The sequence below is a fragment of the Aquimarina sp. RZ0 genome (genome assembly GCF_008370685.1).
Lineage (GTDB): Bacteria > Bacteroidota > Bacteroidia > Flavobacteriales > Flavobacteriaceae > Aquimarina.
Genome location: NZ_VTZU01000114.1, coordinates 1 through 14,856, shown reverse-complemented (window position 1 = coordinate 14,856; position 14,856 = coordinate 1). Strand labels below are relative to the sequence as shown.

6 protein-coding genes are annotated in these 14,856 nt (G+C 32.3%); 1 reads left to right on the top strand and 5 read right to left on the bottom strand.

Translation table 11 applies throughout. From position 1 onward, the window contains the following. On the bottom strand, window positions 1–150 hold a 150-nt coding region (locus F0000_RS25405; protein WP_255452894.1), incomplete at its 3' end, for a transposase. Window positions 151–302: 152 nt separating this feature from the next. Continuing rightward, window positions 303–1,172 carry a LysR substrate-binding domain-containing protein gene (locus tag F0000_RS25400; protein ID WP_149627515.1) on the bottom strand — a complete coding sequence of 290 codons (870 nt, stop codon included), beginning with the start codon at window positions 1,170–1,172 and terminating at the stop codon, window positions 303–305. Window positions 1,173–1,269: 97 nt separating this feature from the next. Here F0000_RS25400 and F0000_RS25395 point away from each other — a divergent pair, with 97 nt between their 5' ends. Then, window positions 1,270–1,977, top strand: coding sequence for a class I SAM-dependent methyltransferase (locus F0000_RS25395; protein ID WP_149627514.1), 708 nt, complete (start codon window positions 1,270–1,272; stop codon window positions 1,975–1,977). Window positions 1,978–2,340: 363 nt separating this feature from the next. On the opposite strand, the gene F0000_RS25390 is transcribed toward F0000_RS25395, so the two are convergent. The 3 genes from F0000_RS25390 to F0000_RS25380 all read right to left on the bottom strand — a co-directional run bounded on the left by F0000_RS25390 (window position 2,341) and on the right by F0000_RS25380 (window position 14,688). Next, window positions 2,341–8,898, bottom strand: coding sequence for an MG2 domain-containing protein (locus F0000_RS25390; protein ID WP_149627513.1), 6,558 nt, complete (start codon window positions 8,896–8,898; stop codon window positions 2,341–2,343). A 428-nt stretch (window positions 8,899–9,326) separates the two neighbouring features. Next, a complete protein-coding gene (locus tag F0000_RS25385; RefSeq protein ID WP_149627512.1) occupies window positions 9,327–12,431 on the bottom strand; it encodes a glycoside hydrolase family 2 TIM barrel-domain containing protein in 3,105 nt (1,034 codons plus the stop codon). Between the two features lie 397 nt (window positions 12,432–12,828). Then, the gene (locus F0000_RS25380) at window positions 12,829–14,688 is read right to left on the bottom strand and encodes a hypothetical protein (protein WP_255452893.1); all 1,860 of its coding nucleotides are present in this window, start codon (window positions 14,686–14,688) and stop codon (window positions 12,829–12,831) included. Window positions 14,689–14,856 lie beyond the last annotated feature (168 nt).

Here is a 14,856-nt window from a genome sequence, read left to right as displayed (position 1 = left end):
ACATTGATATTGGTCTCGAGTAGAAATCCAATAATGTTCCATACCTGAACATCGTTTACAAATAACTCCTTGTTTGTCTCTTTCTGCTTTGAAATGAGTTTTACAACTCACTTCATCTGGAAATTTCCTGAAAAAATCTTGAATCTTTATTAGAATAAATCGCTCTAAAACAAGAAGATACGTAAATTATCGATCTTATGCAAGGAATCCGACAGTCATATTTTTTTATTCATCGAGATAAAAAAATCTTAATTTTCTCTTATTAGTGAATTCAAACGACTATTGAATTGTATAAGTCAAAATCAAGCTAATAAAAAAGATACTGCCGAATTGGTAATTTGTGATTCTTCTTTTTTGGGTCTGGCAAGCAGAACATCACTGGAAAACTTACTGCCTAAATCCAAAAATGATAATTCTGGATACATATGGTTGTTTTTTAAACTACTCGGAACAATAGAAATACCTAAACCATTTCTTACTAATTGAAGTATTGAATTAATATTATTTGATTCGTGAACAATATTTGGGGTGAATCCATATTGAGAACAAATTTCAATAAGAGAATTATAAAATATAGAGGCGTACTCTTTATTAAAAAACACAAAAACTTCATCTTTCAGGTTCATTAAATCATTGGCGTTTTCTATGGAGACCTTAGTGTTGTTAAAGACTAGAGAATAAGAATCTTTAAACCATAATTCTGAAGTGATTTTTGTAGAGATTAAAGGTGCTCGTACAATAGCCAAATCCAATTTACTTTGTTCTAGTGCTAAAATTTGTTTCGTTGTGGAAACTTCATATAGTTTTATATTCAAATAAGGATATTTTTTAGTTAAGAATTGAACCAGTTTTGCAATCGTATCCGAAAATGTTGAACTTATATACCCAATCCTATATTCTCCACTTACATTTTCTGATATTTTTCTGGTTTTTAATACAATTGATTCTAAATTTTGTAATTGACAAGAAATTTCTTCTTTAAAGAATTTTCCAGCATCTGTTAACACAACTTTCTTAGTATTCCGATCAAATAGTTTAGCTCCGATCTCATTTTCGAGTTCTTTTATCTGTCTGCTCAACGGGGGTTGAGAAATGAAAAGTTTTTCGGATGCTTTGGTAAAATTCAGTTCATTAGCTACCGCCAAAAAATATCTTAAATGCCGTAATTCCATAACTATACTTTATAGGTATTAATTAATGATAAAATAAGTCTTTTGAAGTATTAATTCAAAATACTAGATTTGAATTAACATATCTAAACTAGTAATTATGAATAAATCAACAGTAAAAGAAATAAAAGAGCGTTTTGATAATGATGTAGAACGGTTTTCAAATTTAGACATAGGTCAAGTTGCAACTATCGATGCACAAATATCCCTTGAACTTATAACTGAAGCCTCTAGAAGAATTAAGCCTGATTCTCAGTATATACTGGATGTAGGATGCGGTGCAGGGAATTACAGTTTAAAAATGCTATCAAAAATAGCAAACCTGCATTGTACATTAGTTGACTTGAGCAAACCGATGCTAGATAGAGCACGAGAAAGAGTCTCTGCCAAGACTAACAATTCAGTAGAAATAATACAAGGAGATATAAGACAAATTGATTTTAAAAGAAAAAAGTTTGACATTATACTAGCTGGAGCAGTATTACATCACCTGAGAGATGATATGGATTGGGAAACAACATTCAAAAAGTTCTATGGGTTACTTAATACTGGGGGATGCTTGATGATTTCTGATTTGGTAACCCAGGAAACAGCTGAAATAAATGAATATACCTGGAAACGTTATGGGGATTACCTGGAAGGGATAGGCGGTAAAAGCTATAGAAAAAAAGTTTTGGATTACATAGAAAAGGAAGATTCACCCAGGTCGATGACATATCAGTTAGAATTAATGAAAAAAATAGGTTTTAGAAAAACCGAAATATTGCATAAAAACATGTGTTTTGGAGCTTTTGGAGGGATCAAATAAGATCTACACGATATATAGAAACATAGAGCTTTTGGGCTTATGCTTAACAGACGTAAAATTCCTTATAAAAACAAAGCTAATATTAGTGAAAAATCACTTTGTTATTGACTTTGTGGGTATTGAAATTCCATAAAATATTTTTAAGAGCAGTATTGAAAACCTTACAAATTATAGCTGTCCGTGAGGTTTTGTCTTTGTAGTTATTCTGGTCAGAAATAGACGATTTTCATAATTTGAAAGATTTTTGATGAAATTTAGGCTTTATTTTTTTTGAAGTAGATTAATATCAAACAATTAAAAATAAATCAAAATTTCGCAAAAAGATACAAATTTGATTTTGCTGTATTTACGACCAGATACTAGTTATTTTATTTTTATGCGAACACCCTCAGAATGGCTTCTAAACTCTGGCGCGTACATACTTTGTATGGTGGTGATTCCATTAGAAAAACCTCCTTTGTTATTAACTCTCAAGTCATATTCAAAAACATAGACGCCTTTGGGTAAATAATCAATGAAGAAATTAGTCGCAGCATCTTTCGTACTTTCATAATATCCCAATCCATCTTGCCACTTGTATTGAGAAATTACATTAACAGGTTCTAACCCCGAAGCTCGCATATCTTTCATATGTATAAATTCCATGGCGCGATCAGATTTTAATTCGATTCGGACTCTAATTAAATCTCCTAATTGAAGTTGAGTTTTGTCTGTAATTTCGTTAATTTCTTCTCCTGTATCTGTATTCTTTTTTAAGAATAGTTTTTTCTTCAATTGTAATGGGGTTTTTGCAGAAGTAATCTTATCCAGATCTTCAAAATATTGCCAATAATATCCACCATATTGCGAAACTGTACTAGTATTCTGCACCGTAATATGAGACATTACTGGTGTGATGTCCTTTTTGTTCCATTGCTTTTTCAGGTAGCCTGTTCCGGCTTCTATAGGGTCAAATTGTAATATATTTGATGTTTTTAATGCATCACCAAAATTTATCTGCACTGTATTTTCTGCAGATAACCAATCACTACCATGTAATAACAATGCATAAATAGCTTCAGTAGTTGACTTAGTAGTACTCCAATTTTGTAACTGTTTATTTTTTAATAACCAGATTTTAAGATTATCAATAATTGTAGGATCGTTATTAATTTCTGAAAACGCTTCTATAATGAGTGCTTGAGTCTCGATAGGAGATTGATACCAATACCAGCCTGCTTTATTTTCTTTCCAATACATTCCGTGCTCAGTTGATTGCACTGCACTCTCTTCTATAGTAGAAAGTATTTTCTTAGCTATTTTTTGATCGCTATTTCGGTGCAGTATCAATGCAAGTATTGTTTTATTAAATAGTTTTGTTTGTAACCATTCTTCTGTTTTTTTTGGAATATATGTGTTGTAAATATTTTTAATTTCTTGACTTATAGGATATTTTTCTTCCCAAAAACTTCGTGCATAGAAATAGTGTAAATCATCATTAGTAAAATAATAATCTCCATTGTTCAGGAATTGATACTTAAAATTTTCCAGATACTTAATATCCAGATATGCAATTGCTTTTTTAGCAATAATATTGGTAGTGTATATGTTCTCTGAATCAATGTTCAGTTTTTTTAAATGCCCTAAGCCTGAAACAAGATGTCTTGTAATATATCTGTTTGGATTACTGCCACTAAACCAGGGAAATCCTCCGGATGGATCTTGCATTCGTTTTAGTTTTTGCAGAATATCTTCTTGTTTTTTAGTTATTTTAACGATGTCAAACAACTCTGCTAATCGTGTTTGTTGTTCCTTTTCGCTTTGAGCATTTCGCAGCCAGGGTGTTTCTTGAATCAATATGTTTTTTAGTTCTTCATTCTTTTCTAAGTTAGAGACGAATTGATCGTTTTTTTTCCAGATATCAAATACAGTTTTAATTTTAGGATTACTATTCAGTATATGTGTTGCAATCTCATTGCTATAATATCTTGCAAACGTTTGTTCTGCACATTCATAGGGAAATTCCATAAGATATGGCAGAGATTTGATAGCAAACCAGGCAGGGTTGGTAGTATATTCAATGGTAAGTTGATGATTTTTTTGGGTTGTAGAAGTTTGTTTTGCCATCTTATCAAATCCATACGTCTTTTTTTCTCCCGGTCTTACCCAAATAGGAATGCTTTCGGTTACTAACAAGTTATTGGATAATACAGGAAGTATACTTTCCTCACCATCACTAAATTTACCAGCTTTAGCACAAATAGTATATCGTATAGCCTTCACATTTTCTGGGATATGAATTTTCCAATTAGCAGAGGCGTTTTGCCTGGCATCGACGGTAAAATTCTGAACCTGTTTACTATCTATAATCAGTGATTGTAAATTTTTCTGAGAAATTTCATCAATTAATTGTAATGATACTAGGCCATTCATTTTTTTGATATTTAGATTGGTAATTTTAGCGGATAATGAAATCGTATCCCCTTGTCGTAAAAAACGAGGAGGATTAGGGGTTACACTCAATTCCTTCTGGGTGATAACTTCACTCTGAATTAATCTGGAATTTAGCTGTTTATCATAGGCAAATGCCTGAAATTTCCATTTAGTCAAAGTTTCAGGGGATGTGAAATTAAAGCTTATATTTCCTTTCTTATCCGTTTGTAATTGTGGAAAGAAAAAAGCGGTTTCTTTTAAGTTTTTTCTAGGGACTATTTTTTGAAGTTCTTCGATTCCTTTTTTGGTGGTGATAATGATAACACCATTAGCGGCCTTGCGACCATACATCTTAACCGCAACGTCGCCTTTTAGCATCTGTAGATCCACAATATCCTTAGCAACTATGGATTCTAATCCTTTGAGTCTTGGAATACCATTAATAATAACTAGTGGTTTGTTTTTTCCTGTAGTATTGTATCCTCTTATTTTTAGAATTGATGAAGCTCCAAAGGCTCCATTAGCACTTACAATTGTTATGCCTGTAACTTTGCCACTTAATAACTGATCAAATTCACTACTGGTTTCTTGTGATGAGACAGTCGTAATCGCTCCTGTCAATGATCTTTTCTGCGTAGTCCCATAACCTACAACAATAACTTCTTCTAGGAGAGCAGGATCCTCCCTCATAACAATAGAAGCTTTATTATTGTTGATTTTGACTTCTGATAATATATAACCAATATGAGAAAAAAACAAAATGTCATTTTTATTAGCTTCAATTGTAAATAACCCATCAAAGTCAGATACCGTTCCTCGGTTGGTTCCTTTAATGATAATATTTACTCCTAATAATGGAACCCCGGTATCATCAGTTACAATTCCTGAAATTGTACCTCCAGGGACTTTTAATCTTTTACCACCTTTAGTTTCTTTTATATGGTGGTGATAGTCAATTGTATTAAGATACCATCTTTGATTATTTTCAGGGTTTACGAGATTAAAACCGAAAGAATGAATATCATTATGTGTGAAGTTTTGATCTCTATACCGTAAACTGGCAAGATTTTTAATTCGGATGTATGTATTCTGAAAAGATGTATTTATATCGATATTGGGTAGTATATTATAGTAGAGCAACTCATAGTTATGGATTTTAATATTATTTTGCCACTGATGTTCTTTAAATGAATCTAATGATTGGTCGTACATTGATGCCAAAACCTCTGCAGAAGCTGGAGCTCCTGAAGTGTTTAATACTTTTAGTTTCCATGTTTCATTTTTTCCTGGTTCTATTTTATTTCTGAAAGTTTCTAATTGTATGGCTAGTTTTGTATCAATGGTCTTTTTTGGAAAATTATATCTGACATTATCTGTCCAGATACAATTATATTTTACATACGATATTTGTATATCTATTTGATCTTTTTTTTGTTTTAATAGGATAGGAATAACCCATTTTCCTGATGTGATTTCAATAACATCATGGTATATTCTTTTATTTTTCTGAAACGCTTCTATAGTTACAAATAATGATTTAGCAGCAGTGCGCGCTTCAATTTCTAGTATGTTTTTAGAACCTATATAGCGATCGTTGGTTTTTATATCAAATATGCGATTGTCTGGAAGAAAGTTTTTTCTAGGATCGGTAACTGTAAATTTTTGTTCAGTTGTAATGTCATAGCCATAAGGATCTTTAGTGTCGAATTTGGCTATATATGTTCCTTCTTTCCAATTAGATATATTTTCTAATACTACTGTAGTGTCCTTACTAGTATCTACCGAGTATATGGCAATAGGTTTTTGTTTATCAAGGATGGTTTTGTTTTCTGTAGTATATCTATCATTTGGAAACAAAGCTATAAAGGCTTCTTCAGGAATTGTTTGAATATTGGGAATAGTCCAAGGTCTTTTTCTTAAAATTCTAGTAGGATGATGTTGTTTGTAAATGTTCAGTTTTCCTTTGCCAGGGATAGGAACTTGATTAAGATTATTGATATCAATAAATACAACTGCATCATTACTGTCTGTATTGATATTTGTCTGCATCATTAATTGAGTAACAAGACTATGATATCCAATATTGATTTTCTGAGTTTTATTTCTCGTTTCTCCATTGATATCTGTAATCTCTACTTGAATTTCATATGTATAAATATGTCTGTCTTTAGGTTTTGATCTATGATCCGGGGTGGCTTTAAATGTAATATCGAAATTCCCTTTTTGATCTGTAACAGTTTCATTATATATGGTAACTTCTTCTGCTGTAAAAGAAGGATAATAAAAGTATTTTTTTTCACGTTTTACAGAATAATCCACAATTGCATTGGATACATTACCTCCAAAAAAAGCTTTAGCACTGCCTCTTACATGTATAGAGTCATTGAACGTATAGACTTCTATTATTTTATCAAAGTTAATTTCAAATTTGGGTCGCTTGTATTCCTCTACCAGAATTTCATGTTCGTGGTACTGAAAATCTACATCATCCCAAAAATGGGAATCTTCATCGTAATCTTCATCGATTTCAATGGTATATGCTCCGTTCAATCCGTTAGAAGGTAAGGTGAACTCGCCATGAACCGATCCAAATTCATTAGTTAACAGTCTCAGTTCTTTTACCTCTTGACTGTTAGTGTCATATAATGTAATTGCAACATATTCACCTACTACAGGGGTTGATTTGTTCTTTTTGAGTTGCGTGAGTACTCCTTTAAAATATATTTTTTGTCCAGGGCGATAGATACTTCTATCTGTAAAAAGAGAAGCTTTAGCTTCAAATTTATCTTTAATGTGGTTATAATTTGATCTGGGATAGAACTGATCTAGGTCTGTTTGAATAAAAAGAGAATCTTTATTGTTGGATATTAGAGTGTTAAATATATGTGATTTTTTCCCTTTATAAATACTTGCCTCTCCCCGAGAGTCGGTACTTAATTTTCTATAGAAAGGGCTTTCTGTATCATTATCAGTTAATACAATTTTTGCCTTGTTTACAGGTGCACCACTTGATCTATTTACTACTTGATAGGTGTTTTTTTTGTTTGTAGATTTAGTAACGATTGCTAATGATGTTGATTGTATATAGTTGATTCCATAAATTGAATTCTTGAAGGGCTTACTTGCATCTTTTTGTGCAATAATTATATATTTTCCTTGAGGTAATTTTGGTAAAATTATTTCTGTAGTTCTGTTTACATAATATTTGTTTTTGGGCAATCCATATACTACTTTTTGAATAGCCGTATGTTTTTCAGTAAAAACAGTAAGTAGTGAATCTATATTATAGTAAAAATCCCGAATACCATAATAACGGATAGGTACTTTATAAAAAGATAAATGAATACTGTCTATATTTTTATACTCGATAAGGACTCTACTCGGTTTGTTAGGAATTATAAAGCCTTCTGATGTTATTTTTAGATGAGGATTGGTAATAAATGTAATTAGTTTATTTGCTTCTGTCGACACAACTGTTTTTGGAAATTCTTTAGAGATTTCATAAGACAATTGTAGCGCTTTTTCATTGTAATTAGGATGTGTTTTCAGGTTCATGTTTTTTTGGTAGTATCGTGCGAGCTGCAAACTAATTTGAGCCTTAGGTTCTTTAGTATATTTTGTCTGTAGTTTTTTTAGTGCATTGAGATACAGGTTCTGATCTGATGGTTTTTTTCTTTGTAAAAAACGAAGTCTTTCTAAAGCAGTCATTACCAATGATAAATTATCATTTCCTTTGGCATGAATTTTTTCTAGGTTTTGAAATATTTGTAAAGCACTTTGCATTGTAGAGAAAGATTCCGAATTTTTTAAAGTGTAGTTTTTAAATACAGACGGAATTGTGTAATGTGCTGATTTAATGCTAAAATTATTTTTCTTATTACTGTAGTAAAGATTAGAATCATAAAAGTTTAATGCTCTATTCGCCAAGAGGTCATATAAGGTGTTTTTATATTGTAGGTCATTATCTCCATAAAGTAAGATTTTGGAAAATACTGTATCCTTAATTTTGCCTAATTCTCTATGTTCTTTGAGGGAGTTCTGATAGTGTTGATGTATCTGAAATTTTAAAGTATTGATATCCCATGTTTTATAATCTTTTGAAATTATACTGTCTATACTGGTTCTGTTTCTAATTTTGTAAGCTTGACTATCAAGATAATTTTCCAGATTTTTAGCAAGAATAGATTCTAAAATATTTCGGGTAGGGAAAGAACTTTTTTTAATTTCTGATTTTAACAATTCATATACAAAGGCATCTGCATCATCTTTTAATAATAACTCATATTTAGCTTTATAAAAAAAAGATTTGATGAGTTGTGGGTCATTATTGTCTTTTTTAGCAATTTTAAGAATGTAATCAATTCTTTCTGAAGCAGATCTTGTTTTTCCTTCTAATTCTAGATTTTCTATTTTTGCCCATAGTTTATCATATTTGTATTGAGCATTACTGATGGTTGTAAATGTAAGTAGTAAAAATAAGGAGATGAAGTAACAGTATTGATTTTTCATAGTTGTTTAGTTTATTACTAAGTACCTAAAACAACATCATATTTACTATAAGAAATTAGGGAACTAGTCGTATGAGTAAGGGAATAATACTATTTCTATCTTAAAATTACCCACTAAAATTTGTTCTTTTCTCCTTATGCTTCAAAATAAAAATTAACCGTAGGCTATGCTGAACTTTTCTTTTTTGCCTAAAGAAAAAACAATTGTATTTTATTTGGGTAATTTTAAAGCAAAAATGGTATAATATTTATGAAGTATTGTATTGTTTTTTCTTGGAAAATAGGAATAACACCAGTTGTTGTTTGAATTGGTGTAAATACTCTGAAGCTTCCCCCGAGGTAGTTTACTGGAAAAGAAAAATCATATTTTTTTATTTTAGTGGATAAAAATTGAGCCTAGCATAGCTATAGCTTTTTTTTATTCTAAAACTAAGGCAATAAAGGTTCAATTACAAAAGTATATTTCATAGGTTCTGGATAAATCAAGTAAGGTTGATAGGGGAGTAGTCCCCAACTTGTATCACCACCGACTCCCATTTGTCTATAATCAATATTTAGATTGGTATGTTGACGCTCTTTTAGATCAATTGTATGAAGATTTTTTCCACTGGGCTCAAAATCTTCATTATTAAAATGATTGATATTAAAATTAAGAAGACTCTGACTGGAGAATTTTAATCCTTGTTTATTTTTATTCATCACTTTTAGCCATCTCACATCCGTTCGATATCCATTTTCTTGAGGTCTTATATACGGCACATAAAAATCTGATGCCTCGGCTTGATAGATACCTAAAAATGATGCCTCTTTACGATCAGGATAATTTTCATAAGGACCTCTGCCATAATAAACCACCTGATTCATATGCTTAGCTAGTTTAAGGTTCATCCCCATTCTTGGAATTAATGGCGAACTTTTTAATCGTTCAAATACGTAGTGTACTTTTATCTTTCCTGAAGGATTAACTGTGTAATTTATATAAAAACTAGCAATGGCTGGGTTTGATTTATGAATACTTACCATAATATTTTTATCTGCTAATTGTTTCCATTGAAATGATTTTACTTCTAATTTAGAAGCTATATCTTTCCATATTGCAGATTTTTTTGGTGTAGATGCCCCTATATCATTATCAACAGGTGCTCTCCAGGTGTTCATAGATAGTGGAGAGGTTAACCAATTTTCTTGGAATACCTGATAAGACATCAGATGTCCTTTGTTTTTGTCAAACGCAATGGTAATATCTTTTCCGCATTGGACTTTAATAGTGGTATCCGATTCTGTTACTTTTATTTTGTCCTTGGATATAATAGTATCATCTTCTGGTACTATTGGATTATGAGCTATTAGTAGTTGCTCCTTAGCTACAATATATCCTTTAGGAATTAGAGTTTGTGCTGTTTTTGACTTAAAATAGAAGTTAATCAGATATTCTTTACCTGATTTTAGAGCTTCTGCTTGTTTTTTTAGACTAATATGGGTTTTGGATAATGGAGCTCCTTTTAAGGCAAGGGTTCCATTCATAATTTTTTTTCCATTTTCTAGGATTTCCCAGTCTAGGTCATATTGTGATAGATTTGTAAAACAGTATTCATTAAAAATCTCAAAACTTAGTTCTTTTATACTTAGAATTTTGGTATGGATACTTTGGTATTGTTTTTTTACTTCCCAAAGAGCAGGTTGTATAGTTCTGTCTGGAAAAATCAATCCATTTAAGCAAAAAGCACCAGAATGGTTAATACCTTCTGGTTCAAAATCACCTCCATAACCCCAATAATTTTCACCATTAGGAGTCGTAATAGCGATTCCTTGATCTACCCAATCCCAAATAAATCCACCTTGTACTCTGGGTTCACTTCTTACAAAATCCCACAATTCTTTAAGATTTCCTGTACTATTACCCATAGAGTGGGCATATTCTACCCATATAAAAGGGCGATTGGGATTGCGAGTTAAGTGCTCTTGTTTGATAGCAGTGATGGGCGCATACATATAGCCAATAATATCAGTATGGCGAGTATGATCAAAGTCTGGATCTACTTCTGCTCTATCATAAGATACTAATCGCGTATCATCCATTTTTTTTAACCACTGATAGCCGTCTATAAAGGGTACACCGGTTCCTGCCTCATTACCCATTGACCAAATGATTATTGAAGGATTGTTTTTATCTCTAAAAAACATGCGTTTAATCCGATCTACAATAGGAGTATGATACTTAGGGTCTCTAGCAACTTGATTTACGATCCACCCATATCCGTGTGCTTCGACATTGGCCTCGTCAATCACATATAAACCATATTGATTACATAGTTTATACCAGTATGGATCATTGGGATAATGAGAGGTTCTTACAGCATTAATATTAAACTGTTTCATGAGCTGAATATCTTTTAGCATCATTTCTTTAGACATCACGTGACCAGAAACAGGATCGTGTTCGTGACGATTGACTCCTTTTAATAGAATGGCTTTGCCATTGACTACTAATTGTCCGTTTTTTAGTGTAACCGTCCTAAATCCTACCTGATGAGAGACAGATTCTAATAATTGGTTTTGTCCGTCTTTTAAAGTGAGTACCAAGGTGTATATATTAGGTTGCTCTGCAGACCAGGGTTTAATATCTGGAATTGTATTTTGAAATGCCAGTGTTTTGATTTCATCTTTTTCTATTGATGCTTTACGATCAGTGTCAAAAACAACTTTTTTTCCATCATAGAGCTTTGAAGTTAGATAAAAATCTTTCTTATGAGTAGTGTTTTTAAGCTCTACAGATAAATTAAGTACTCCATTATCTAAAGATGTATTTAAGGTAGTTTTGGCAAAGAAGTCATGAATCATCAATTTTGGTCTAGCATGTAAAAAAACATCTCTTTCTATTCCTGATAAACGCCAAAAATCAATATCTTCGATATAGCTGGCATCCGTAAATTGATAGATTTCTATAGCCACTTCATTCTTGCCTTCTTGCAAGTAGGTCGTAATATTAAATTCGGCAGGTAATTTGCTGCCTTGACTATATCCAACTTTTTTACCATTAATCCATATGTAAAATGCAGATTTTACAGCACCAAAATGTAGGTAAATCTCTTTGTTTTTCCAGGATTCATCTATTTCAAAAGCTCGTTTGTACTGGCCTACCGGATTGTAATCATGAGGAACAAAAGGTTTATTCTTAGGAAAAGGATAGGTGATATTGGTGTAATGTGGATATCCATATCCGTGCATTTGCCAGTTTGAAGGAACGGGGATTGTATCCTTTAATGGTTTATTAAGCGCATAAAAATTAAGTATTCTTTCCTCTGGATTCTTACTCCAGTTAAATTGCCAATTTCCGTTTAGAGATTTATAATTTGTTGTTTGTAAACTGTCTAGGATAGCCGCTGCTTCTGAATTATAGGAGATAAAATATGTATGAGAAGCTTCTTTATTGATTCCTATGATATCTGGATTTTCCCAATCTACTGTTTGTGCATTGACAAAGGATAAACAGATAGATAAGAGTAAAAAGAGATTCCTATTTTTTTTAAACATACGTCAGAGTGGTCATTTGTTATAAGAAATGTAATTATAGATGCTATGAGAATTTTATAATTGGGAAGTATTCTTACTTACATAAAATTTTCATGTGCAAAAACTCTTATTACATCATATTTGTGTGATAATTTATCTGGACAAGATAGATATTTTGTTTGTTTTTTTGAAGCTTCTCTACCTGATATTTTCTAAATTGGTATCAAACTATTTTTTTAATATTCATAGGATTGTACTCCTTACTCACTAATGTTTTTTATAAAAAAAGAAAACCTCATAGATTATAGATATCAGTGAGGTTTTGTCTTTGTAGTCAGTGTCTGGTCAGAAATAGACGATTTTCATAATTTGAAAATTTCGCAAAAAGATATGATTTTGCTGTATTTCCGACTAGATATTAGTTATTTATTTTTATGCGAACACCCTCAGAGTGGCTGCTAAACTCTGGCGCGTACATACTTTGTATGGTGGTGATTCCATTAGAGAAATCCCCTTTGTTATTCACTCTCAGTTCATATTCAAAAACATAGAGTCCCTTGGGTAAATAATCAAAGAAGAAATTAGTAGCTGCATCTTTGGTACTTTCATAATACCCTAATCCATCTTGCCACCTGTATTGAGAAATTACATTAACAGGTTCTAATCCCGAAGCTCGCATATCTTTCATATGTACAAATTCCATAGCACGATCAGATTTTAATTCGATTCTGACTCTAATTAAATCTCCTAATTGAAGTTGAGTTTTGTCTGTAATTTCGGTAATTTCTTCTCCTGTATCTGTATTCTTTTTTAAGAATAGCTTTTTCTTCAATTGCAAAGGAGTTTTTGCAGAAGTGATCTTATCCAGATTTTCAAAATACTGCCAGTACAATGCTCCCCAGGCAATGCCATTTCCTTTTTTGGTGATTTTGGCAGTCGCCATATCGGATTTTATCTCACTACCATTCCAGGAGGTTTTAAAATAACCTGTTCCGGCTTCTACTTTTACATCTTCTATCTGGCTGGGATCAATTTTTTGATCTCCCAATACAATTTCGACCATATCTGTTATGGGCAGCCAGTCACTGCCTTGTAATAGCAGGGCATATATAGCTTCTGTAGTTGCCTTTGTGGTTTTCCATCGGTTTGTTTGCTTGTTTTTTAATAACCAAACCTTAAGGTTGTCAATAATCTCTGTTTTTTTAGGTTCTTTTTCTATCTCAGAAAATACTTCGATCATAAGCGCCTGCGTTTCTATAGGTGCCTGATACCAATGCCAACTAGAAGTGTTTGATTTCCAATACATCCCTAATTCCTGACTAGTGATACTTTTTTCGTCTAAAGACCGGATAATTTTAGTCGCTGTAGCTTGATTGTCATTTCGTTGTAATATCAATGCCAGCATTCCCTGGGCATATAAACTTCTATCCAACCAGTACTTTTTTGATTGCCCTAAGTAATAAGCCCAAGCTTCGTTAGTCTTATTGGTTCGTTTGATATCTGTAAAGAAGCTACGCATATATAGATAATGAATCTGAGTATAGCTTAAGTGATCTTTGGTGATATCAACATTGTTTCGTTCGCAATATTTTTTAAGCTCTTCATACTCTTTTATGAATTCCTGATCCAGATATTGAACTGCGATCTCTATCATATTTGCGGTATTGCCATCAAATTCTGTAACACCAAGTTTTTGCAAGTGTCCGAAACCTGCAGCAATATGTTGCGTGATATACCTGTTTTCTCTACCACCTTTGAACCATGGGAATGCGCCTGATCCAAATTGTGCTTGCTGCAATTTATTTAAAGCTGATTGTAATTCGTTATTCATCTTATTAAGATCAAAAAGTAGTGCGATACGTTTCTTTTGTTCTGTTTCGCTTTGTGCATCACGTAACCAAGGGGTTTCTTGTATGATTAACGATTTTAATTCTTGATTTTTTTCCAGATTACTAAGTAAAGCATCTGTGTTTTTCCACTGCTTGAATACTTCCTGAATTCTGGGATTAGAATTTGCGATATGACTGGCTAATGAATTCGCATAGTATCTGGAAAAGGTTTGCTCTGCGCATTCATAAGGATACTCCATCAAATACGGCAGTGCTTGCACTGCATACCATGCTGGATTGGAGGTCATCTCTAACGTAAGTTTATGATTTTTTAATGTGGTAGAGCTATTCTTCTTTAATTTATCAAGTGTAAATGTTTTAGTCTGATTAGAACGAATCCACATCGGTAACGTTTCTGTGACTAACATTCTATTTGATAATACAGCCAATGCATTTTGTTCTCCATCCGAGAATGCTCCGGCGTTGGCTACAATCCCTCATAGACCCCAGAAACTTCAGTACGTAGGCTAACGTAAAATTCGTAATTTACTGGGTATTAACTTTAGCTCTTTGCAAGGCCGTTTTTTAAAGTGTTGCTGCTTTTTTTAGTAAGCACG